At 69.7% G+C, this 21661-nt stretch carries 21 protein-coding genes; 5 read left to right on the top strand and 16 right to left on the bottom strand.

Annotation, left to right across the window (positions count from 1 at the left end; translation table 11 throughout):
- Together ABKW28_RS19370 and ABKW28_RS19375 are read left to right on the top strand one after the other, a co-directional pair.
- On the top strand, positions 1 to 627 hold a 627-nt coding region (locus ABKW28_RS19370; protein WP_348612557.1), incomplete at its 5' end, for a HAMP domain-containing sensor histidine kinase.
- Between the two features lie 209 nt (positions 628 to 836).
- Complete coding sequence (locus ABKW28_RS19375; protein ID WP_348612559.1) at positions 837 to 2087, top strand: MFS transporter; 1251 nt, start codon at positions 837 to 839, stop codon at positions 2085 to 2087.
- Between the two features lie 151 nt (positions 2088 to 2238).
- Here ABKW28_RS19375 and ABKW28_RS19380 read toward each other — a convergent pair whose 3' ends face one another.
- From ABKW28_RS19380 to ABKW28_RS19395, 4 genes are all read right to left on the bottom strand, one after another.
- Positions 2239 to 3147 (bottom strand): hypothetical protein, encoded by a 909-nt coding sequence (locus ABKW28_RS19380; protein ID WP_348612561.1) that lies wholly within the window; start codon positions 3145 to 3147, stop codon positions 2239 to 2241.
- Positions 3148 to 3619: 472 nt separating this feature from the next.
- Positions 3620 to 4939, bottom strand: coding sequence for a hypothetical protein (locus tag ABKW28_RS19385; protein WP_348612563.1), 1320 nt, complete (start codon positions 4937 to 4939; stop codon positions 3620 to 3622).
- On the bottom strand, positions 4939 to 5493 hold the full coding sequence (locus ABKW28_RS19390; RefSeq protein WP_348612565.1) for a hypothetical protein: 555 nt from the start codon (positions 5491 to 5493) through the stop codon (positions 4939 to 4941). The genes ABKW28_RS19385 and ABKW28_RS19390 overlap by 1 nt, the downstream gene beginning before the upstream one ends.
- Before the next feature lie 154 nt (positions 5494 to 5647).
- On the bottom strand, positions 5648 to 6433 hold the full coding sequence (locus ABKW28_RS19395) for a hypothetical protein (protein ID WP_348612567.1): 786 nt from the start codon (positions 6431 to 6433) through the stop codon (positions 5648 to 5650).
- A gap of 18 nt (positions 6434 to 6451) precedes the next feature.
- On the opposite strand from ABKW28_RS19395, the gene ABKW28_RS19400 reads away from it, so the two are divergent.
- Positions 6452 to 8188 (top strand): fused MFS/spermidine synthase, encoded by a 1737-nt coding sequence (locus tag ABKW28_RS19400; RefSeq protein ID WP_348612569.1) that lies wholly within the window; start codon positions 6452 to 6454, stop codon positions 8186 to 8188.
- Positions 8189 to 8342: 154 nt separating this feature from the next.
- On the opposite strand, the gene ABKW28_RS19405 is transcribed toward ABKW28_RS19400, so the two are convergent.
- From ABKW28_RS19405 to ABKW28_RS19445, 9 genes are all read right to left on the bottom strand, one after another.
- On the bottom strand, positions 8343 to 8735 hold the full coding sequence (locus ABKW28_RS19405) for a metalloregulator ArsR/SmtB family transcription factor (RefSeq protein WP_348612571.1): 393 nt from the start codon (positions 8733 to 8735) through the stop codon (positions 8343 to 8345).
- A gap of 129 nt (positions 8736 to 8864) precedes the next feature.
- On the bottom strand, positions 8865 to 9215 hold the full coding sequence (locus ABKW28_RS19410; RefSeq protein ID WP_348612576.1) for a flagellar basal body-associated FliL family protein: 351 nt from the start codon (positions 9213 to 9215) through the stop codon (positions 8865 to 8867).
- Positions 9216 to 9229: 14 nt separating this feature from the next.
- Positions 9230 to 10468, bottom strand: coding sequence for a hypothetical protein (locus tag ABKW28_RS19415; protein ID WP_348612578.1), 1239 nt, complete (start codon positions 10466 to 10468; stop codon positions 9230 to 9232).
- Between the two features lie 95 nt (positions 10469 to 10563).
- On the bottom strand, positions 10564 to 11421 hold the full coding sequence (locus ABKW28_RS19420) for a hypothetical protein (RefSeq protein ID WP_348612580.1): 858 nt from the start codon (positions 11419 to 11421) through the stop codon (positions 10564 to 10566).
- Positions 11418 to 12398: a hypothetical protein gene (locus ABKW28_RS19425; protein WP_348612582.1), complete on the bottom strand. Its 981-nt coding sequence runs from the start codon at positions 12396 to 12398 to the stop codon at positions 11418 to 11420. Before ABKW28_RS19425 ends, ABKW28_RS19420 begins: the two co-directional genes overlap by 4 nt.
- Before the next feature lie 14 nt (positions 12399 to 12412).
- Entirely contained in the window at positions 12413 to 12706 is a 294-nt protein-coding gene (locus ABKW28_RS19430) for a hypothetical protein (RefSeq protein ID WP_296213832.1), read from the bottom strand.
- 55 nt (positions 12707 to 12761) lie between these two features.
- Positions 12762 to 13769 carry a hypothetical protein gene (locus ABKW28_RS19435; RefSeq protein ID WP_348612584.1) on the bottom strand — a complete coding sequence of 336 codons (1008 nt, stop codon included), beginning with the start codon at positions 13767 to 13769 and terminating at the stop codon, positions 12762 to 12764.
- Positions 13766 to 14122: a hypothetical protein gene (locus ABKW28_RS19440; protein ID WP_348612586.1), complete on the bottom strand. Its 357-nt coding sequence runs from the start codon at positions 14120 to 14122 to the stop codon at positions 13766 to 13768. Before ABKW28_RS19440 ends, ABKW28_RS19435 begins: the two co-directional genes overlap by 4 nt.
- Positions 14112 to 15062, bottom strand: coding sequence for a hypothetical protein (locus ABKW28_RS19445; protein WP_348612588.1), 951 nt, complete (start codon positions 15060 to 15062; stop codon positions 14112 to 14114). Before ABKW28_RS19445 ends, ABKW28_RS19440 begins: the two co-directional genes overlap by 11 nt.
- A 337-nt stretch (positions 15063 to 15399) precedes the next feature.
- On the opposite strand from ABKW28_RS19445, the gene ABKW28_RS19450 reads away from it, so the two are divergent.
- Both ABKW28_RS19450 and ABKW28_RS19455 read left to right on the top strand, forming a co-directional pair.
- Positions 15400 to 15774, top strand: a complete 375-nt coding sequence (locus tag ABKW28_RS19450; protein ID WP_348612598.1) for a metalloregulator ArsR/SmtB family transcription factor — start codon at positions 15400 to 15402, stop codon at positions 15772 to 15774.
- Positions 15771 to 16496, top strand: a complete 726-nt coding sequence (locus ABKW28_RS19455) for a cation transporter (protein ID WP_348612590.1) — start codon at positions 15771 to 15773, stop codon at positions 16494 to 16496. The genes ABKW28_RS19450 and ABKW28_RS19455 overlap by 4 nt, the downstream gene beginning before the upstream one ends.
- Positions 16497 to 16963: 467 nt before the next feature.
- Here the strand turns inward: ABKW28_RS19455 and ABKW28_RS19460 are convergent, their stop codons facing one another.
- The 3 genes from ABKW28_RS19460 to ABKW28_RS19470 form a co-directional block, all read right to left on the bottom strand.
- Positions 16964 to 20368: a hypothetical protein gene (locus tag ABKW28_RS19460; RefSeq protein ID WP_348612592.1), complete on the bottom strand. Its 3405-nt coding sequence runs from the start codon at positions 20366 to 20368 to the stop codon at positions 16964 to 16966.
- A 115-nt stretch (positions 20369 to 20483) separates the two neighbouring features.
- Positions 20484 to 20921: a pilus assembly protein TadG-related protein gene (locus ABKW28_RS19465; RefSeq protein WP_348612594.1), complete on the bottom strand. Its 438-nt coding sequence runs from the start codon at positions 20919 to 20921 to the stop codon at positions 20484 to 20486.
- A 131-nt stretch (positions 20922 to 21052) separates the two neighbouring features.
- On the bottom strand, positions 21053 to 21472 hold the full coding sequence (locus ABKW28_RS19470) for a TadE family protein (RefSeq protein WP_348612596.1): 420 nt from the start codon (positions 21470 to 21472) through the stop codon (positions 21053 to 21055).
- Positions 21473 to 21661 lie beyond the last annotated feature (189 nt).

A 21661-nucleotide genomic window follows, 5' to 3' on the forward strand; every position in this document is an offset into this window, starting at 1 on the left:
CCGATTCTCCCGCCCAGCAAGGGCATTCTCGTTCTACGCCACGCTCACCCACCCAAGCTCATCGGTGGATCCGGGCTAAGTGACCAGGTCGACCGTCTGCGCCGACTGGCCGACGACCTCAGCGCCGTTTCGCGTGCTGAGGAGAACCAGCTTGGGCTCCAGCTCGCGCCGGTGTCGGTCACCGAGCTGACCATCGCCGCTACAGTCGCCCAACACGACGCCTTCGCTGCCAAAGGGGTCCACCTCACCAACGTGGGAGAGGGCGACCCGATCGTCGAAGGGGATCGGCAGCGCCTGCTGCAGGTCCTGACCAACCTCCTCGACAACGCCCTACGCCACACCCCGGACGGCGGCAGCACGACAGTGACCTGGCAAGCGAGCCGCGAAGGCGGTGCCCGCATCGAGGTCACCGACACCGGCGACGGCATCGCCGCCGACCAGCTGCCTCACGTCTTCGAACGCTTCTACCGCGGCGACAGCGCCAGGACCCGGGAGCAGCAAGGATCGGGAATCGGCCTGACGATCAGCCAAGCCATCATCCGAGCGCACGGCGGATCCCTCACCGCTGCGAGCCCAGGCTCGGGGCGTGGCAGCACCTTCACTTTCACTCTCCCCGGCGTGCGCTGAACCCCAGCGGTATCAGCCGAAGGGCCCGGCCCCAGCCGGCTGTGGGCTCGATCACGGGACGAGCCAGCGGGACCACAACACTGCTAATATCTGCGCATGCATGCATATGTCGTGGATGAGGGTTTGGTTGCTCGTCGACCCGCGGCCGACGAGCGCCCGACGACGAGGCAGTCCTCACCGACGGCCTCTACCTCGGCGAGGAGCAGCGCGTGATCGACGTCCTCCGGAACGGGACCTACCGAGCCCTGTTCCTCGCCCAGGTCATCGCCCTCATCGGCACGGGCCTGCTGACCGTCGCGCTCGGCCTGCTGGCCTTCGACATCGCCGGCGACGACGCCGGGTCGGTCCTCGGCACCGCCTTGACCATCAAGATGGTCGCCTACGTCGGCGTCGCGCCACTGGTCGCAGCGCTGGTCGACCGGCTGCCCAAGAAGGCGGTCCTGGTCACCGCCGACGCCGTACGCCTGGCTGTCGCCCTGGTCCTGCCGTTCGTGGGCGACATCTGGCAGATCTACGTCTTGGTCTTCGTTCTGCAGTCGGCGTCGGCCACCTTCACCCCGGCGTTCCAGACGCTGATACCCAGCGTGTTGCCCGACCGCGATGACTACACCAAGGCGCTGGCGTTGTCCCGGCTCGCTTACGACCTCGACGCGATCCTAAGCCCGTTGCTGGCCGCCGTCTTGCTGACCCTGATCAACTACAACAACCTCTTCCTCGGCACAGCCGTCGGGTTCGTCATCTCCTCGGCCCTCGTGTTGGTGGCGCGGCTGCCGCGGCGCGTGGCAGAAGAGGACACCTCCACGTTCTGGCAACGCCTCCCCACGGGGCTGCGGGTCTTCGCACAGACGCCGAGCCTGCGGTTCCTGATGACGACCAATGTCGTCGTGGCAGCCTCGACCGCCACCGTCTTGGTCAACTCGGTGGTCTACACCAAGGGCGTCTTTGGTCTCGACGACAACGCACTGGCCCTCACGCTCGGGGCCTACGGGCTGGGCTCGCTGCTGGTCGCCCTCAACATTCCCCGACTGGTCGAGCGCGTCGGCGTCGCACGGACCATGCTGACTGGCGTCTGGCTCCTCGTGGTCGCGCTCACCTTCGCCATGGCGGTGGCGATCTACGCAGTCGCGACCGGCGAGGGCTGGGGAGCCTTGCTGCTCGCCTGGTTCGTCTTGGGTAGCGGGACGTCCCTGGTCAACACGCCATCCTCGAGGCTGCTGGCCGAGGCCTCCACCCCGCAGAATCGGAACTTGGTCTACACCGCCCAGTTCGCCCTGTCGCACGGCTGCTTCCTGGTCACCTACCCCATCGCCGGCTGGCTCGGAGCAGCCGGCCTACCCCTGGCTGCCGCCGCCCTGCTCACGCTCGGCACGGTTGGCGCCATCTTCTCGACCCGCCGATACCGAGGCGCCGGGATCTCTGCCCAGGGGAGACTCGTCTCGACGCCGGCCGGATCCAAGTAGGGCCGACCCTTCCGGTAGCGCGACCGGATCCCGCTCCACCTCTGTAGCTCTTCTCCGCAAGCTCGCCTCCGTAGCTCGCCTCGCGGGTCTGCGAGGGTTGCCCCGGGTTCCTCCTCAGATCAGCGCCTGGATACGCGCAGCGTGCGACGGATCAGCTTGGACCGTTCGAGTCGCGGCGGCGGAAGACGAGGACCTGACTACGTCCGATCGGCAGGACCGACCGGGTCATGCGGCGATCGACCTGCACGTCGAACGCCGTCTGGCTCTCGTAGGTGTTCCAGTCGCCGGCGTTGGCGCGCGAGCTGCTGGTGATCACTATGTAGGTCTGCACCGACGAGGTTTCGAAGACGTACTTCTCGAACGGGTTGGCCGGTGGCGGCCAAGCGCAGATGACGATCCTCGGCTGGTACCGGTGGAGCGCTTGACGGGCGTCGAGCTTCTCGACACCGGACCCGTCGAACCGGATGTACCGGCTCCAGCTGTAGTTGTCGGTCGCGACGACGTCTGTCCCTTCATCGCGCAGGAAGCGGGTCAGTGTTCCGTCACCGGCGCCGATCTCCAGGCATCGGTCGGTGCCGATGAGCTTGCTCAGGCGACGCACCAGGCTAGTGCTGTAGAAGGCGTAGATCCCCTCTCCCCGGACGAGAGGGAGCAGGATCCTCCGCTGCCACATCAGCGGCCAGATAAGGCGGTAGGCAGCCATGGAGACCGGCTTCCGGACCAAGTCGTGGTGGAAGAGGAGCTGCTGGGCGAGGGCACCTTTCAGCCGGTTGAACCGCACCGTGCCGCTGGTCAGACCCGTCTCCGCGGCGAGATCGCGCTGCCGCAACAGCTCCAGCAGCATGTGGCGACGAACCTCGGATCGGATGATCTCGGCCTGTGGGCGGGCGTGGCCTGCTTGATGTGCAGTTGGCCGAAGTGCAGCCCGCACGAACTGGCGCAAGTCGTCGTCGGAGCGGGTGCCGTGGCGCGCTGCGTCCTTGCTCAGCTGCTCCCATTGCTCGGGGAACCGCTCGGCGAGCGCTGCGATCCCCGGTTCAGACGCGAGCCAAGAGAGCACCTCACCGAGGTTCTTGGCACCAGCAGTCGGTCTCCGGCCTCCAGGATGTCGGCCCGAAGATGTCCGTCCCGTGACGGTCACCGGGGTACCTCCGAGCGAAGCGGTCGACGGACCCGGCCCAGGTGACCACACGAGGGGGTGCCCGCCGGATCACGCCGCGAACGATCAGCCCGCCCGGACGTGTCGAGCGGCATGCTGGTCCCTCTCCACGGCGGTGCCGACCGTGTTCACACACGACGGTCTGGATGCATCAATGTGAACATCGGCCGCGGATGAGCAGACCTGAGCGACCGCGCGTCCTCGTCTCGGCCCCCTGTTCGCGTCCAAGGCGCCGCGCACCCAGAATCTCGACACCAGTGGTTGCTCACGTCGCGTACCCGCGAGACGTCCGTGGCCGCCCTGGGTGGGCGGCCACGGAACGGCTCGTCGGACGCGGAGCGGCGGCTCGGCCCGTTCGTCCCCCGCCGTTCGGTCAGGTTCCGAACAGCAGGTACAGGCCCATGAAGGTGTAGAGCACCATGACGCCCAGGAGCGGCAGCTGACCGGTGATCTGGTGCTTGCGCGGCAGGAGCTCCAAGGACCGGTCGTGGGCGGCGATGACGCCCAGCACGTGTCCGATCACGATGGCCAACACCTTGATGGAGGCAAGGAACGACGGGTTCTGGGAGAGCCAGTAATTGATGCTGCCGTCTGCGGTTCCGAAGAGGTTCGCGCCGGTTCCCATGGGATCGCTGATCTGGATCAGGACCAGCTGTCCGGACTCGACGAGGAACGAGATGTAGTGCGCGATCATGTATCCCACGATGATCGGGACGATCGAGTGGGCCAGGCGCGAGGGAAGGTCGCGTCTGCGGAGACCGAGTCCCGGGTTGACTGGTGTGCAGGAGGTGGCGATCGTGAAGACGATGCCCACGATGAGCACCCAGGACAACAGCATGGCGGTGTTCAACAAGGTCCCGTGAATGCTGCTGCTTTGGACGAACCGGATCCAGACCGCCGACTCGCGCCAACTGTCATAGGCGGTACTGCCCAAGAGGACCGCGACCACGGCGACCAGCCCGACTTCAGGTGCGAGCCGGGACAGGTTGCGCAGTGGTGAGGCGATCACCAACGAGCCGTCGTTGCGTCGTCCCCACAGCGACAGGTGGGCGACCAGGGTGGAGTAGACCTCGAAGGGATCTGCGCGTTCAAGCCATCTCTCGCCGTATGCCGCTGTGCCGACGAGCATCGCCGCGAAGTAGATGGCAAACCAGAGCCGAACCTGCCCCAGATAGGTCGCGTCCCGCGAGACGAGTTCCATCCACACGAACGCGAACAACGCCACCCCGGCGGGCCAGTAGCCCCACCGCTTGGGATAGTCGCGAGCTCCCCAGGCGGGCCCGAGCAGCCGAGCCAGGAGGAGGCACATGGTGCGAGCCGGGCTGAGTGCCCGATACCAGCGGCCGAACAGCAGCGAGGCCGGCACCAGCCCCACCCAGAGCCACACATACACGATTCCGAACGTCGGGTTGGTGAGCGTGTCCGGTCCGGCCAGCGCACACCAGACCACGAACGCGAAGAACACCATGCCGATCACGCGCAGGGCGGTGGCCAGTGCGACACCGTCGAGAACGCCCGTCAGCCTGCGTGGGACCGGCAGCCAGTAGCTGTCGGCTGCGAATCGCGGCTTCTGCCAGGCGAGCAGCAACACGACGAAGGAGAGCGTCAAGGCAGCGGTGCCGCCTCCGATTGCCAGCGATGCCGGGATCGGAAGGTCACTCCCGCCGCCCAGGCCGTGGGCTTGGATCTCCATCAGCCGACCGTGATGATCGCGACGACGGCGCTGGTGTCGTGGTCCTCGACTTCAACGGTGCCGGGGGTGTCGATGACCAGGTCCATGCTGGTCTGGCCCTCGTCGAACTCGAGGAACTGCTCGGGCTTGGCGTGCACGTGCAGCTCGCCCGCGCGGTCGGAGGTGACCTGGACGGTGAGCGCCTCGCCGGGCGCCGCGCTCAGCTCGGCTGCATTCGGTGCGACCTCCTCGCCGTCGATGACGACGGCCAGGTCGGCCTCTGACGCCTCCTCGCTGGGCGTCTCGATTGCCGTCGGGGAGCCGCCCTCGGTCGCGTCGGCGGTCGCGGACGGGTCCGGCGCACTCGGCGAGGGCTGTGACGTTTCAGTCGTCGGGTCGGTGCCGTCGGACTCGGTGCCTTCGTCAGCTGCGCAGCCGGCGAGACTGACCGCGACGACCAGGCCGGTGGCTGTGAGTACACACCGCAGCCCTCGGCGTCGGTTCGTGCGACGCGGGGTGGTGCGGGCCGGGATGGTGCGGGGCGGCTTGGGTCGAAGCAGATTCATACGGGACATGACGTGGTTCCTCATTCGCGAAGTCGTGGACGTGCAGAGGTGCCCGCCGCAGCTCTTGGGCAGGCAGGGGTACTCGATCGCCCGACCGTCAACGCAGGGTTGGGTCAGGCACGTTCGGACGAGTGCTGGGTTGTGGACCGCAGCGTGGCGCGCGTCAGGCGATCGCAGGTGATCGCAGAGCGACGCAGCAAGGGTTGGCGGCGGGTGGTCCGCGACGCGACAGCGAGGACGCCAACAGCCAGATCGGGAGGCGCTGCCTCGGCTCGTCGCGCGGTTGGATCCCTGGCGGCCGCCGGTTGTCCACGAGCTCCACCACATGGAGTGCGACGACCCGGCGGACAAGGCGGCCGGCGGCCATGCTGAGCAGAACGATCAGCGTCCACAGCGCGGTCTCCCCGACTGCGAGCCAGCACGCCACTCCTGCGGCCGCGAGGAGGTGCGCCAGGGCCATCAAGGCGTGGGGACCCGTGAGGTCGGTGAGCACGTGGGTGACCCAGTGAGGCATGTCCAGTGCTGGCTCACCTGGACGGCCGATCGCGCCGGGGGCCATGGTGAGGTCGTAGAAGGATCCGCTGCGGTCGGGGCCTGCCACCCCGCTACCGGCGAGATCAGTTCGTGGTGATGGGCCGGTTGGCAGGACGGAGAGCGAGTGCTGTTGGGCGCTTGGGTCGCCCTTGTGGCCCGACAGGGCGGTGAGGACAACGTGCACACAGAACTGGCCGCCGGCCACCAAGGCGACCAGGCGCCACCGGCTGGCTGGTCGCGCCAGTGCCGCGGCGCTGACCAGCGCAAGAAACATCGCGATCAGCAGCAGCCAGCCTAGGCCGGGCAGCAGTCCGCCGGCTGCGGTGTGGCCCCACACCGCGAGAAGCATCGCGACCGCAGCGGTCACCGATCCGCGCAACGCCCGCAAGAAGAGCGGTGCTCGCAGGTCGGCCATGGGCCGAACTCTCTCACGGTGCGCGAGTATCCAGTCCGGTCAGGCTGCGGCCTGAGCGGACGGCCCGAGCCCGCGCTGGCCGATCCCATGCTCACCTTCGGCTCGCTCGTGGTGTCGCCTGTCAGGATCATCGGCGTGAGCACCTTTGGCGATTCGCCCGACGCGGAACCGGGCCCCGAGTCCACCACCCGGGGCCCGGAGCCCGCACCGCATCCCACTCAGGCAGCGGGTGGGGCGCCCGGCGCGGCGCCGGATGCGGCACTGCCCGGCGCGCGGCTGAGCCATCGATGGGCGGTGGTGTTGGTCTTCGGGTCTTCGGCCGCGGTGCTCGTCGTCGAGATCGTCGCCCTACGACTCTTGGCTCCTCACCTAGGTCTCACGCTGGAGACCAGCACCCTGGTGATCGGGATCGCACTGTCCGCGATTGCTCTTGGCTCGTGGGCTGGTGGCCGGGTCGCCGATGCGGTGGATCCTCGACGACTGATCGGTCCAGCGCTCGGGGTCTCGGGAGCGGTGGTCGCGTTCACCCCGGCGTCACTGCGCTTCGTGGCCGACACGGCCCCGGGACTTCTGCTGCCGGCGGCATCGCTGACGATCCTGATCCCGGGATCGCTGCTGTCGGCGGTGACGCCGATGGTGACCAAGCTTCGGCTGCACAGCCTCCAGCAGACCGGAACCGTGGTGGGCCAGCTCTCAGGTGCCAGCACGCTGGGAGCCATTCTCGGAACCGTGTTGACCGGGTTCGTGCTGATCTCCCGGCTGCCCGTCAGCGTGATCTTGGTCAGCCTCGGGGCGCTACTCGTAGCCGCTTCCCTCCCCTTGGCGTGGGCCACCCGATCGGTGCGCGGAACCGCGGCCTTGGCGCTCGCGGTGGGTGGCGGTGGGCTAGCCGTGGTGGCCGCCCCGGGGGGCTGTGACGCCGAGACCAAGTACCACTGCGTGAAGGTTGTTGCTGCCACCGACGGCTCCGGTGGGCGCACGTTGGTCCTTGACAGCCTGCGTCACTCCTACGTCGACCTCGATGACCCCACCTACCTGGAGTTCGAGTACGTGCGCGCGATCGCTGCCGTCATCGACACCAGCTATCCCGAGGACGACGCGATCCGTGCCTACCACCTGGGCGGAGGCGGACTCACCATCCCCCGCTATCTGGCCGCGACGCGCCCGGGCACCGAGAGCCTGGTCTCAGAGATCGACGCGGGTGTGGTGGAGATCGACCGTGATCGCCTCGACCTGGACGCCGCTCCCGGGGTTCACGTTCGGGTCGAGGACGGTCGCCTCGGCCTGCGCAGGCTGGCCGACGACAGCCGTGACCTGATCGTCGGCGACGCCTTCGGCGGCGTCAGCGTCCCCTGGCACCTAACCACCCGTGAAGCGCTCACCGACGTCTCGCGGGTCCTTGCCGATGACGGGGTGTACGTCGCGAACCTCATCGACTACGGCAGCCTCGACTTCGCCCGCGCTGAGGTCGCCACGCTCTCTGAAGTCTTCGACAACGTGCTTCTCGCGGGCGAACCCGCGGACGTCGGTCTCGACCCTGACCGCGATCCCGACGGCGGGAACCTCATCGCCATCGCCTCAGATCGCGCCCTGGACCCCGATGCCATCGCGAAGGCTCTGGAGACACGCGAGACAGGATGGCGTGTGGCAACCACCACGACGGTGGAGTCCTGGGTGGACGGCGCCCAAGTGCTCACCGACGACTTCGCACCCGTCGACCAGCTCCTCCAGTCCTACCGCAGCACCAGCCACTAGCGCACCGCCGCCGGGGGCGCTCGGCCGACCGTCACCGGCCGGTATCACGGGCCGGACCACAACGACCACAGGCGACCAGGGGCAACGAGGGGCAACGGCGACATCACGATCGACATCTCGCGGCAGCACTGGAAGAGCACCGGAAGGTCCGCGTCTACTCGTGGACCGGTGCCCCACTCACCTGATGATCGGCGTGGAAGAGTGCCTCGGTCAGGAGCGTGCGAACGTGTCCGCCGCGCAGCTGGTACAGAACCCGCCGCCCCTGGCGAGTCCCGACAACCAAGCCGGCGAATCTCAGCTTCGACAAATGCTGACTCGCCGCCGCCGGGGTGCAGCCCGCCGCCGCGGCCAGCGTCGCCACGTCCACACCCTCCTCGCGCATGGCCCACAGCATTCGGACGCGGGTGGGTTCAGCCAGCAGGGAGAACGAGGTGACCGCAGCCTGGACCTGGTCATCCGAGAGCGTCACCGGGTGGCCAGCACCCGCACCCCCGACGCCCTTGCGAGCACCACTCGCTTCGGCTGTGTCGCTCTCGGCATCGCCCACGGACCGAGCCTAGCCCACCGTCCGCATCTGCAGATCTATGCAGATGACCCCGCCCGATCCCGCCGGCTGCGGTACACGCTCGATCGCCGTAGAGCAGTCGGAGGGGCCTCAACAGTCGGTCCAGCTCGTTCACTGGGTCACGAACTCGACGAAGTAGCTGTCAAGCACCTCCTCGGGGTACAGCCCCGTGAGCTCACGGGTCAGCTCGGCCTTCAACTGGTCACGTTCCTTTGCCTCATCGACGGCCGAGAGGGGCAGCCCAGAGAACTGCGTGATCATGGCGTCAAGCGCTCGGGATCCGTCGACTTCCTTCACTCCCTCGGCCAATTGAAGGGCGACACCTATCCTGAGGTATCTCCCGGCGGCAAGGTTCAGTTGCACGGGCTCGAGGACTATCACTTCACCGGGCTCTGGCTCCTTGTCCGCCCCCGGCTGGAACTTCACCCAGCCGACTCCGCCGAGGGCGACGAGCGCGCTCATCAGTACTATCCACTTCACCTTCCCTGTGCCGGATCTGTCGCCGGCACGGGGCTCTGATCCGTCGTCGATGGGGGCATTTGAGCTACTCCTCGAGCTGCAGACCTGACTCTTCTGCCCTTGCCCTCGGCGGCGTGGAACCAGCGCAGGCTCTTCCAGAACCACGATCGGGTGAAGTCGGAGACCAGGCCGGCCGCTGAGATGGGGCCGGTCGCGGTCAGCACGAGCAGTGAGGCCGCGCGGGCCAGGTAGACCAGGATGTGTCCGATGGCGGCCAGCCACAGGAAGATGCCGAGGAAGGCCAGGACGGTCGCCACGGTGGCGTCGGCGATGTCTTCGCTGCCGAGCCCGCCGAGCGGCTCCCATTCGGGCCACGTGTTCACCTTGAGCAGCGACGTCATCAGCGCCTTGCTGATGGCCCCGCAGGCGGCGACGATCGTCACGCAGTAGCCGAACCAGGTAGCGCACACCACGACGAACTGGCCGGCGCCGATCAGTGCTCGCGCGAGTCCCTTGCCCTCGCGCTTGAAGGCGGCGGCTCCGAGCTGGATGACGGTCAGGAGCACCACCATCGCGAGGGCCAGCCACAGCGCGAAGCTGTAGACGTCCTTGCCGGGGCCGTCGCCGCGCAGGTCAGGGGTCAAGAACAGCTCGGAGTAGGTCAGCACGATCCGCAGTACGAATAGCCCGGAGTTCCAGATGGCCAGCATCGCGGCGGTCCAGGCGTCCGCGGCGGCCTTGGCGATGATGTCGCCGAGCTCGGCCATGGGGTTAGGGATGTCGCCCAGGCCGGGGAACCCGCCGTCGAAGATGTCACCGATGTCGGGCAGTCCCGGGATGTCGGGGAGGCCCGGGAGGCCGCCGCCTGCGACGTCGCAGACCGCGTCGAGGATGCCGCAGCCGCCCTCGGCGAGGTCGCCGACCGCGCCGGCCACCCCCTCCACGCCGTTGACGACACCGTCCTTGACGTCGCCAGCGCCGTCGGCGACGGCTCCTCCGGCGTCCTCCGCGCAGTCGATGGGGCTGCCGGCGCAGTCCAGGACGTCACCGCCGAGGTGGCACAGCGCGTCGGGTCCGGGGCATCCATGCTTGATGCCAAGGGCGGCGGTAGCGAGCCGTGTCTCGAGCGTGGACGTCTGGCCGTTAACCGCGGCGTTGATCGAGGCGTTGATCGAGGCGTTGATCGAAGCGGCCGTGGCCGCGGCTGGGGTGTGCGCCGCCGCGGCGGGACCGATGAGTCCGCTCAGCAGGCCCAACAGGACCGCGGTGAGCAGGGCCAGAGCGCCAACCCTGACGCCAACCCTGGCACCGGGCCGGCGGAGGCCGCGCAAATGCAGGAGGAGCTCGCTGGTCACGAGGACTCACCGGCCCCGTCGCCTGCCTCGGCCGAGGTGCCGCCGGTGGGGTCGATCATGAGCCACCCCTCGGCCTCGAACTCCTTGGTCTTGGGCGCGACGGCCTTGGGCTGGCCCTGGGCGACGAGGTTCTCGAGGTCGGTGGTGCTGCCCTCGACGACCTTCCAGTCACCGCCGTTCTCGACGTCGGGGTCGGCGACCCAGCGCACGAGCTGGGTGCCGGCGTAGAGGCCGTCACGGGCCTCGCCGTCGACGCCGGTCAGGGTGACGTAGCTCAGCAGGTTGACCACGTAGTAGTCGGTGTCGACCTCCTGGAGCGTGTAGGCCACCGGCGTGACGGCGTACGAGGCCGGTGCCGGCACCTCGCCTTCGGCTGGGACGCCGGCCTGCTCGCGACGCAGCGCGACCGCGTCGTGGGAGCGCTGCTCGAAGACCGCCTGGTCGGCGGGGTCGGAGTACAGCTGGGCCACCGTGGCGGCTTGGTCGTAGTCGAAGCCGAGCTGGGCCTTGGCGAGCTCCACCTGGAGCGCCACAGCCCCGAGGTCGGTGTAGGGGAATCCGGTCGGGTAGCCGTCGCTCTGGGTCGACCCGGTCGGGAGGGTGACGCCCTCGGCGGGCGCGGCGGCGGCGTTCTCGGGTGCCAGCTGCTCGCTGGCCGAGTCGCCGGAGCTGCTGCCCGAAGACTGACCCGGGGTGGTGGTGTCGGTGCCGCCCTCGCGGTCCGTGGCTCCGTCGTCCCCGCGGGTGCCGAGCCAGACTGCGGTGGCGGCCACGACGGCGATGACCACCAGGACGGCGACGCGGGCGATGTTGCCCGCCGGGGTGGGGTTGGTGGATGTGCTGCGGCTGCTCATGAGTGTGCTCCTCCTTGCTCGTCGCTGTGGCCCTCGCCGTGCTCGCCCGCCTGCTCGCCCGTCTGGTCGGCGCCGGGTGACCCCGTGGACGGGTCCGTGGTCCAGGTGCGCCAGCCGGCCTCGGTGGCCAGCTCGGTGCCGGGCCAGGTGGCTGGTGCGGGTGCCGGGGGTGCGCCGGGCGCGAGCATCCAGCGGCCGCCGACCCACTGCATGCGCTCGCAGTGGCCGAACGCGGCGTGCCCTTCGGAGCGGTAGGTCGCGGTGACCTTCATCAGGACGCAGACCGTGGCCCAGTCGGGTCCGTCTGTGCCCTTCACCAGGGCTGCTGCCGGCTCCACGGCCACCGAGGCCGTGGCGCTCTTGACGCTGCCCATCTCGCTGCTGCCGAGGAAGGCCTCCACGCTCGAGGTGATCCACCAGTCGTCGGCGCCGACGCCACCGGGCAGCGCCCAGCTCGCGTAGACCTCCTGAGCGGTCTGCAGGCTCATCGACTGCAGCACCGCGGTGTCGATCTGGGCGAGCTGCCCGATCGCGCCCTCAGGGGTGTTGGGGAAGCCCGTCATGACCAGGCCGGGGCCGTTGATGCCGGTGCCCGTGGGGATCTTGATGCTGCCCTGGTCGCCGGCGGCGTCCCCGCCGTCGTCGGGGTCGCTGGGGTCGTCGGGGAACGCCGCGCTCGAGGGGACGCTGAGCATGGGTTCGGCGGCGATCTCGTCGCGGTGGCTGGCGCCCCGGGCGACGGTGGAGCGCTCGGTCTCGCCGGTGGCCACGTCGCCGGCGGCGGAGTCGTCGTCGTTGAGTCCGGACACCGCCAGGTAGATGGCGTACCCCAACCCGACGAGCAGGGCGAGGGCGACCACGACCGCTCCGGTCAGGATGGTGATCAGGCGCCCGCGACTCCACTCGCGGACCCCCGAGGTCTCCTGACCGGAGCGACCCGTGCTCCTACCCGTGACCTTGGACTGCATGGCACCCATCGGCTGACTCCGGATCAGATGCAGCCGTTGCCGAGGATGCCGTTGAGCATCCCGGGCAGGACCAGGTAAGCGATCGCGCAGCCGAAGACGACGACCAGCGAGATCACGCCGACCTTCGAGGCGTGGGGCAGGGCGAACATCCGGCCGGCGATCACGGCGCCGATCCCGATGATGATGGCGAGACCGAAGAGGATGATCACCCCCCAGAGCACGTAGCCGGTGATCTCGTTGGTCGGGCCCTCGGCGCCGGGCGGTGCCTTCGGGCACACCTTGGCGGCCATCACGGTAGTGCGGGTCATCAGGTCCATCGGTCGGTTCCTTTCGATGTCGCGAACTGGATTGCGGGTTGGTGCTGCGTAGGTGTCAGCCGGACCGCTCGGCCGGCTGGTCGTCCGACTGGTCTGTCAGGTCGTGATCGGTGAAGAGGTCGAACTCGTCAGCGGCCGTCTCGTCGACGTCGCGGTGGTCGCGGTCGTCGACATCCGATCCGGCGGTGTGCGCGTGGGCTGCTGCGGTGAGCAGGGCCGGCGGCACCGGCCGGGAGTCCAGGCCGTGGATCGACAGGCCGCGGTCTTCAGGGATCTCCACCACGCGCTCGCTGTTGAGTGCTCGCCGGGCGTGCGGTCCGCCGGCACCCTCAACGCCGCGGGGCCACTTCTTGCGACGGGGGCCGACCACGGCCACCCAGGTCCGCTCCGTCACGTCTGCGCCGGCGTGGTTGACGAGGAGCTCGAGGGCACCTTCGAGGCGACGCAGGCTGGGGACGGTCGCGGTGCTGACCAGGAGGACCTGGTCGGCGCGGGCGACGGCGTCGCTGACCCAGGAGTTGGTGGTCGTGAGCTGACCGACCTCCCAGCCGACGTCGAGCACGGTCAGCTGGGTGGTGTGCTCGGCCGGTGTGGGTGAGGGGACCTCGTCGACGCCGGCGAGGACCTCGCAGACGCGTTCGATGACGACCTGCTCGCGCCGGCCTTGCCGCCATCCGGCGGGGTGCAGGCCGAGCTCGGCGGTGGTGGCGGCGGCCAGGCCGGAGGCGCTGGCCGAGCAGCACTCGACGACGCGAGCCGGCTGCTTGGCGCTCAGCGCGACGGCGAGAGCCACAGTGCTGGCTCCGCTCGAGCCGGAGGTGCCGATCACGGCCAGGACTCGCTCCCCAGGCTGGGGTGTCCAGTCGGCTGCCTGGGTCTGCGCCGGGGTCCGGCGCGCAGTGCGCGGCCGTGCCGTGTTTGCGTCCGGGTCCGTCAGTCGCGTGGTGAGGCGGGCGTCTCGGAACTCGCCGGCCTGGAGCGCCCGGACGGCGGCCTGGACCTCTTCGAGGGCGTACGGGCGCGACGTCGGGCCGCTGCCGAGGTTCACGGTGCTGCTGCTCATGACGGCTCCCCCGCGAGCCTGGCGCCGGGCTGGCTCAGCAGCCCGGGCTGCAGGGTGCGCCGGTAGGCCAGGGCGTCGCGGACCTCGGCCGGGCTGAGCCGGGCCAGCGCCTGCTTGGCGGCCTGGACAGCTCGCAGGTCGTCCATCCCGCCCGCGAGGCCGGCGATCACCTCGCCCTCGCGGCCGGCGATGTCGAATAGATGCGAGATCTCCTGCACGGAGCGCCCCTGCTCCGCGTCTATCCCGATGGTGTGCTGGGTGTCGGTCATGTCCTTCACCACCTCCAGTCGCCTAGGTCCGCGGGAGGGGCTGGAGCGATCACTCGCCGGCTTCTTGTTCTGCTCATGCGTCATGGCCGAACCTCCCGGCGGCCTGAGCCAGCGCGCGGACGCTGCGTGAGGCATTGCGCCGCACGGTCGCCTGGGAGACTCCGAGCTGGGGGGCGACGCGCATCGACAGCTCGTTGCCGATCAGCCCGCCGTAGCCGCGGCCGAGGTTGCGGGTCTGGACCCGGTCGGCCTCGTGCACCAAGCACAGCAACAGGCGTCGGTCGGACTCGCTGATCACGTCCTGCTCGCAAGCCCAGGTGAGCAGCTCGAGCAGTTCCTCAGCCGGCGTGGTGTCCGGGTCGGCCGGGTCGTGGACCGCGAGCGCCAGGGGCTGGTGGCCCAGCACGCTGGCGCCGTGCTCGGCGGGAGGGCGCTCCCCGTCGGCCCACTCGCCGCCGCCGGCCGGTAGGTCGCCGAAGGAGAAGGACTCGACCAGGTCGGTGTGAGCCCAGGTGCGGTCGGTGCGCGTGACGTAGAAGAAGTCGCCGACCTCTCGCAGGACCCCGACCTTCGTGTTCACGATGATGTTGGAGGCGACCTTGGTCAGTCGGCGCCACGGGAACGAACGAACCTCGATCCACAGCTGCGAGGCCACCAGTTCGTCGATGCGCTCGACGGCCCACCAGGCACCCGCCTGGATCGGCTGGCTGTCGCGGAAGACGTCCTTGGTCGGCAGCGAGCTCAGCCAGCCGGCCAACCGGCAGGCGCCGGGAAGCAGGCACTTGGCCAAAGCCGCCGCGGCCGCGATGTCGTCACCGCCATCGGGGGCGCCGAGCATGGCCAGGGCGAGGAGGACCTCATCGGCTTCCTCGCGGGTCACCGTGGGGAGCCATGGCCGCAGGTCGTCGAACTTCTCGACGACTCCCAGACGGCTGTCGGCGGCCACCCAACGGGGCCACATCCGTCGTGCCTCGTCCAGCAGCTCGCTGTTCTCTTCCAGTCCGAGCTGGTCGCCCACACTCATGCCGGGGCCTCCCTTCCGTCGTGTCGCTGCACGGCAGGAAGGTGGCTCTCGGGTGTCCCTCTAGGTGTCCCCCCAACGCCTCAATAGCTGGGGGGACATTGCCGGGGGACACGCGTTTGTGCAGGTCAGAGGGCGTCCCCCGAAAGTTTCAGGAACTTCGGCGCAGGGGGTTGTGTCGTCTCCTCGGCTGTTGAGATGCAGCGGACTTTGTCGAACCGCCCGCACCGACCTTCAGCACTGCCCTGGTGCAGATTCAGCGGTCGGCATCCGTGCACCGGCGGCGGCTCGGACCGGTTGACAGCCTAAGCGCGCATGGCGCTAATATCGTTATATGGCGATGATTGACCAGCATGGCACTGACGGACGTCAGGGCCTTGACGAGGCCGCCGCTGGCCAAGCAGCGGCGTGCCTATTCCGGGGCATGAGCGACCCCTCCCGAGTGGCGATCCTGCAACACCTGCTGCTCGGTGAGCACAACGTGACCCAGCTCACCGGCCACCTCGGGCTGGCCCAATCGACCGTGTCGAAACATCTCGCGTGCCTGCGTGACTGCGGACTGGTCGAGTCGCGTCCTTCGGGTCGCTCGTCAGTGTTCTCCCTGACCCACCCCGACGCGGTGATGAAGGTCTTCGCCGCCGCCGAGGAGCTGCTGGCAGCCACTGGCGACGCGGTCGTGCTGTGCCCCGTGTACGGCGAGGCATCGGGCCAATGAGCACCCACACGCACGCACCCGCATACGTCGCCGACCCGGATCGCCGCCGGCAACTCGGACGCCGAGCCCAATGGCTGGCGGCCGCCTCGGTCACATACAACGTCGTCGAGGCCGGCATCGCGATCACGGCCGGCCTGGTCGCCGGGTCGATCGCCCTTGTCGGATTCGGGCTCGACTCCATCGTGGAGGTCAGCAGCGGCCTCATCATCTTGTGGCAGTTCCGGCACCCGATGCCGGAGTCTCGCGAGCGCCAAGCGCTGAGACTAATGGCGGTCTCGTTCTTCGCGCTCGCCAGCTACGTGACCTTCGAATCGCTACGAGCGCTCGCCACCAGTCACGACCCCGAGTCCTCCCCCATCGGGATCGGGCTCGCGATCGCCTCGCTGGCGATCATGCCCTTCCTGTCCTGGGCCCAGCGCCGGACCGGTCGCGGCCTCGGCTCCAACGCCGTGGTCGCCGACTCCACCCAAACCCTGCTCTGCACCTACCTGTCCGCGGTTCTACTGGCCGGACTGCTCCTCAACGCCGCCCTCGGCTGGGCGTGGGCCGACCCGCTCGCCGGACTTGTGATCGCCGCCGTCGCAATCCGGGAGGGCCTGGAGGCCTGGCGCGGAGACGGCTGCGCGTGCGGCCCCACCAGTACCGCGGCCGGCGGCTTCCCCCTGGCTCAAGCCGACTCCGGGTGCGAGGACAACTGCTGCCATCCCGAAACGAACTTGTGAACCGCGCCCTTGCGACCAACGCCCCATGGCGACCCCCAGCGAGGCTCCCCCGACGGTGTTCCTACCTTCGGCTGAGCAAGGTCCGCCGCTGACGGCTGGCGACCTTCACTGCATCTCCGCATCGGCGGCCGAGACCAGACGTCAGGAGGCGGCCGGCAGTCGCCCAAGGAGACGCCAGCCGAGTTGTCCGAGGCCGCTTTGGCGAGGCGGTCAGCGCCCACGCGGGCAGTTGGCTGGCTCTCGGCCGGTGGCGGGCTCAGGCGTTGGCCGAGCGGACCGCGTTGCTCAGGGCGTGGCTGGTCGCACGACCTCGCCGCGCAGCAGCACCGCACCCGGTATCTGGTGGCCCGGCGTCTTCACGGTTGTGGCCCTCGTCGCGGAGCCGGCACTCCTCGATTGCGGGGAGGAGGAGCCCGTCGAGCACTTCGTCGACAGCCTCGCACGGAGGGCCGTGCGGGCCGGCTCGATCAGCTGGCGATCCACTGGTGGTTGCGGATGATCTCTTGGGTGCGCTCGGGCAGGTCCAGGGGTGCGTCGCCGTCCTCGGAGCGGTTGCAGACATCCTCGAGCAGGATCCGCATCGCTTCGGTGTTGTTGCCTTCGGCCTCCGTCAGCGCCACCTGGCACAGCTGGACGACCTGCTCGTTCGGCACCGCCAGGATCGCGACCTCGGTGGCCGCTCGGGCGCGGACCAAGTCCCCTTCCTGCAGGCAGTGCGTGACGACGGTGAACGCGACGTCGGCGATCGCGTGAGAGGCGTACTCGTCATGCGGGTCGCCCTTGCGCAGCCAGTTCCAGCCTCCTTGGCGCCGCTGGTCAAAGGGTCGGCCGGTGACCAGCTCCAGCGCCTGCAGTAGGTCGCTGTGCGTGCCTCGAGCTCGAAGGCGGCGGAACAGGTCCCAGTCGGTCAGGAGGCCAGCACCAGAAACCACGGTGACCTGGTAGACGTTCACACCGCGGGACTTTGCCGCGGGCGACTTGTTGGCGTGGGGCAGGTAGTGCTCGTGGGTCTCGGGGTCCTCGCCCAACCAGTGACGCACGAGGTCGATGTACTTGCGGACCCGGGCGGGGTCGTCCCAGCCCACGGCCTCGGCCAGCTCGTCGCGGGTTGCGCCGTTCCGGGGCCGGAGTGCGAGGTAGGCGACGATCTCGGTGCACAGCGCCTTGTACTTGGCCAGCGGCCGGCCGTGGGTGCGGACCGCGACAGGGCCCAGCAGGGTGAGCTTGGGGCGCGGGCACTGCGGGTCGAACCAGTCGGCCAGGTCGGCGTCGAGGTCGGGGTCCTCTGCCTTGACCTGAGCCAGCACGCTGTCCGGCACCTTCGGCGCGATCGCGTCGAGGTCCTCGGCGACCACCGGTGCGGCCGCCATGTACTCCTCGTCCGAGCCGGCTAGCAGGCTGGTCGCGGGCTCGCCGAGGTCTTCCTCTGGGGTGCTGCGCGGCAGGGTGAGCCCGCGCCGGACGGCGCCGGTCTGGTCGACTAGCGCCTCCCAGCCCTCGGTGGCGTCTTCGTCGACGGGGATCTCGACGTCGTCGAGGATCGCGCTGTGGGCGTAGAGCAGCGCACAGCCGTACGCCTCTTCGCTGGTCAGCCCGACCGCTGCCAGGTCGAGTCCCTGGTCGCCGAGGATCACGCGTCCGGTGGTGGTTAGCTCGACGACGGTCGTCACCGTCTGCCCGTTGTCGGGCAGCGCGGCAGGGTCGCCGGTCGTGTCCTGCGGGGTCGGCGAGGTCGCGGTGACTACGATCGCGGTTCCTGTTCGGCCGACGTGCGTGGCGACGAGGTGTCGCAGCTCGTGTAGCGCACTGCTCTCGGCGTCGCCTGCTGGGCCGGCCTCGCTGGTGGTGGCCTCAGCAGTGACCACGAGCATCCGGGCTGGCCACACGTCGTCGTCGAGGCCGCCGGCACGTCCGGTGCTGACGTCGGTGCCGTGGCTGTCGGCGCGGTCGACCATCGACACCGCTTCGGCGAGGACGTCGGAGGTGGCGCGGTCACCTTCCCAACCGGCGTCGTAGTAGCGGACCCGGTCGCCCAGACCCTCGGTCTCCTGCGCGATGCCCACGCAGTCGACGCTCACCTGCTGTGACCACGGGTTGACCGCCAGTTGCGCGGCCAGGTGGCGCGCGAAGTCGCCGGCCCGGGTCGGGTCGCCCACGACCTCGAGCGTCCCGAGCTCCTCGCAGTTGAGCAGCCACAAGTCGCCCAGGCGATCGCCGCGGTGGCCGTGGCGATCGGTGCCGGCGACCGGCGGTGCCGTGGTGGTGTCGCGGTCGTCGACGCCGATGGTGACGAGCATCGGATAGGGGGCCTCGGCCCACCCGTGATCCGGCCCGAGGTCCTCGATCGCGGCGGCGGTCGAGCACGACCAGTGCAGCCGGTCCGGGCTCTCGTCCCACGGGGCGGGAAGGTCGGCCGCGCCACTGAGGTGGAGGATCACCAGGTCCTCGTGGAGCTGCACGGCCGCCAGCGGCGGCATCTCGGCCTGGTGGGCGCGGGCGTGCTCGGCGAGACGCCGCAGCGCTTCGTCCATGAATGCGACTGTGGCTGCCACGGGTCCGCCGGTGGCGCTGATCGTCATCTCGGTCGGCGCCAGTTCGGCCGGCGGCGCGGCGATCGCTCGGCCGGGGCGGCGAGACCGGAACTGTGCCCGGCGCCGGCGCTGCAGTCCGAGGTAGAGCGAACCGGCGAGGAGCACTCCCCCGCCAGTCAGTCCGGGCAGCACCCAAGCGGCGTCGAGCACGCCCTCGTCTCCCGCCTCGTCGCCGACCTCGTCGCCGACCTCGTCGACGCTCTGGTCCCCGGGCGTCTCGCCGCTGGGGTTGTGCGCCTCGGTGGCGTCGACCTCGTCGTCCTGCTGTCCCTGATCCCCCTGCTCGCCCTGCTGACCCTGGTCGCCCTGCTCGCCCTGGTCCTCGGGGGTGACGTCGGGGGTCTCGGGCGTCTGCTCGCCGGCCCCGTCGCCCTGGTCTTCGCGGTCGCCCTGGTTGCCGTGGTTGCCGCCGCGGTCTCCGTTGTCGTGTGCGGTGCCCTCACCGGGGATGGAGATCTTCCACCCGACCTCGATGTGGTCGGGGTCGACGAGGTGCTCGCCACCGGGTTGGAGGGTGTCGGTGGAGGCCTCGAAGAGCTTCATGTAGCCGGCAGCGCTGCCGTCGTCGAGCTTGGTCTCGGCAATCTCCGAGAGGGTGTCGTTCGCCTTGACGGTGTAGGTGCTCTCCGACCTGTCCTTCTGGTCCTTCTGGTTGTCCCGTGAGGCCGGGCTGGCCTCGACGTGCGCGCCGGCCGGGAGGCGAAGCGTGGACCCGGCCGGGATGGTCTGGGTGCCCTGGGCGAGGGTCGTGCCGTCGCTGAGGGCCGTGCCGCGGTTGAGGTCGACCAGCTCACGCCACCGAGATCCGTCGTCGAGATGGACCTCGGCGAGCTTCCAGACCGTGGTGTCGCGGTCGACGGTGACGGACGGCCCGGGCGTGACCTGGCTGACGCGCCCGACCGTGTGGCTGGTCGTCGGGGCGCTCTCGGGCTGCGGCGTGGCCGCGGTGGTCGCCGCTAGGGAGGGGCCGACGGCGCTGGCTCCGATGCCTCCACCGATCGACAGCGCGACGACTGAAGTCACCAGGACTCGGGCGAGCTGCTGCTGGCCGCCGGCGGCGAACCGGATCTGCCGGGGCGCTTTCCCGCGGACGGCTCCTGCGAGCTCGATCAGGATGCACGCGGCCATCTGTGCCCAGGCGATCCAGCCGACGACGGCGAGCGCGCCGATGATGGTGCGGTTGGTGAGCAGCTGGATCTCCGACCAGCCGCCGGGCGGCCACGGGTTGCCGACCCACGCGATGAGGGCCAGGGGCGCGCCGACCAGGAGCGCCGCCAACACGATCAGGGCTCCTACCCCGCGTATCAGCCTGTTCAGCATGGTGATCCTCCTCCTCGGGTCGACGCCCCGCGCGCTGTCGCCGTTTCGTTGCTCCGTTGGTGGGGCGAGCGGCGTCTCAGCCGTCGGGTGTCGAGATGGCATCGGCGGAGCCCGTCTCGTTGATCTGCATTGCTCCTACGCCGATGAGGCTGAGGAACTGCGGGCTGCGGGTGTCGTTGACGGTGACGACGACGCGGCTGCCCTCGACCCGGACCGAGCCGGACCATCCCGCCTGGCGCAATACACCGTTGGCTCGGGCGATCGCCTCGCCGGCGTCGACCTGGTCCGTCCCGGAACGCACGGCGGAGGCCGAGAGCTCGTCGGCGCCGGCTCGTGCGGCCTGCTCGGCGGCACGCTTGGCCTCGACGCGCTCGTTGATCAGCTCGCCTCCTCCGCCGACCAGAGCCATGAGCCCTACGAAAGCGGTGGTCACGACGATCATCGTCCATACCGATGCGACGCCCCGCTCGTCGCGGACGCGCCGAGCCGGTCCCTCGCTGGCGGCGGCGATCACCCGGGCGGCTCGCATGGCGAGGCGGCGTGCGACCCGCTCGGCTCCACGCATGGCCCGCTCTCGACGTGACGCCTTCGGGGTCCGGTTCGATGGGCGCCGAGAAGCGCGGGTAGGGGTGCCGTGGGGACCGGTCATGACTCGCTCCGGTAGGTCTCAATCGGCACGACGGCGCGCTCGGTGAACTGAGTGTTGGGGCGCAGGCCCAGCTGGCGACCCAGGGCGCCGGTGTCGAGGAGGGTGACGGTGCAGGTCACTTCGGCGATCACCTGTCCGCCGGAGGTGAAGTCGCTGCCGACGAACGAGACGCTGAGGTTCTGGCAACTCTTGCCGCGCTCGGCGAGCGAGTTCTCAGCGGCCTGGCGGCCGGCGACGGCACCCGGGCCCATGCCGGACTCCAGGGAGGCCGCACGGGCGGCTGCGTACGCGGCGTCGTTGGCCTGTGCGGAGCCGTCGACGTATCGGCTGGAAGCGACCACGACCAGCACGATGCTCAGCGCCGCCGTCGCCATGATGAGCATCTCGACACCGGCCGATCCCCGCTCGTCGCGCACGGGTGCGCGTCGGCGAAGGCGGCAACCTGTAGCTGCGACCAAGCCGGCCAGGCGGCCAGGTAGACGGCGAGGGAGCCGGTGAGGAAGCCGGTGGGGCAGTCCCGTGGCGCGGCTGGTCATGTCCCTAGTGCCGTGAGTTCTCTGAGCATCTGAACTCCTCTCGTGGCCTGCGTCCCTGCTCAGCGCCCG

The organism is Nocardioides sp. 31GB23, from assembly GCF_040012395.1.
GTDB lineage: Bacteria > Actinomycetota > Actinomycetes > Propionibacteriales > Nocardioidaceae > Nocardioides > Nocardioides salarius.

Bases quoted from the DNA above. Each gene is read 5' to 3' on its own strand.
- ABKW28_RS19450 (WP_348612598.1), top strand. From the start codon at position 15,400: ATGATTGACCAGCATGGCACTGACGGACGTCAGGGCCTTGACGAGGCC.
- ABKW28_RS19430 (WP_296213832.1), bottom strand. From the start codon at position 12,706: ATGGACCTGATGACCCGCACTACCGTGATGGCCGCCAAGGTGTGCCCG.
- ABKW28_RS19410 (WP_348612576.1), bottom strand. From the start codon at position 9,215: ATGAGCGCGCTCGTCGCCCTCGGCGGAGTCGGCTGGGTGAAGTTCCAG.
- ABKW28_RS19445 (WP_348612588.1), bottom strand. From the start codon at position 15,062: ATGAGTGTGGGCGACCAGCTCGGACTGGAAGAGAACAGCGAGCTGCTG.
- ABKW28_RS19420 (WP_348612580.1), bottom strand. From the start codon at position 11,421: ATGAGCAGCCGCAGCACATCCACCAACCCCACCCCGGCGGGCAACATC.
- ABKW28_RS19425 (WP_348612582.1), bottom strand. From the start codon at position 12,398: ATGGGTGCCATGCAGTCCAAGGTCACGGGTAGGAGCACGGGTCGCTCC.
- ABKW28_RS19385 (WP_348612563.1), bottom strand. From the start codon at position 4,939: ATGGAGATCCAAGCCCACGGCCTGGGCGGCGGGAGTGACCTTCCGATC.
- ABKW28_RS19455 (WP_348612590.1), top strand. From the start codon at position 15,771: ATGAGCACCCACACGCACGCACCCGCATACGTCGCCGACCCGGATCGC.
- ABKW28_RS19435 (WP_348612584.1), bottom strand. From the start codon at position 13,769: ATGAGCAGCAGCACCGTGAACCTCGGCAGCGGCCCGACGTCGCGCCCG.
- ABKW28_RS19395 (WP_348612567.1), bottom strand. From the start codon at position 6,433: ATGGCCGACCTGCGAGCACCGCTCTTCTTGCGGGCGTTGCGCGGATCG.
- ABKW28_RS19440 (WP_348612586.1), bottom strand. From the start codon at position 14,122: ATGACGCATGAGCAGAACAAGAAGCCGGCGAGTGATCGCTCCAGCCCC.
- ABKW28_RS19390 (WP_348612565.1), bottom strand. From the start codon at position 5,493: ATGTCCCGTATGAATCTGCTTCGACCCAAGCCGCCCCGCACCATCCCG.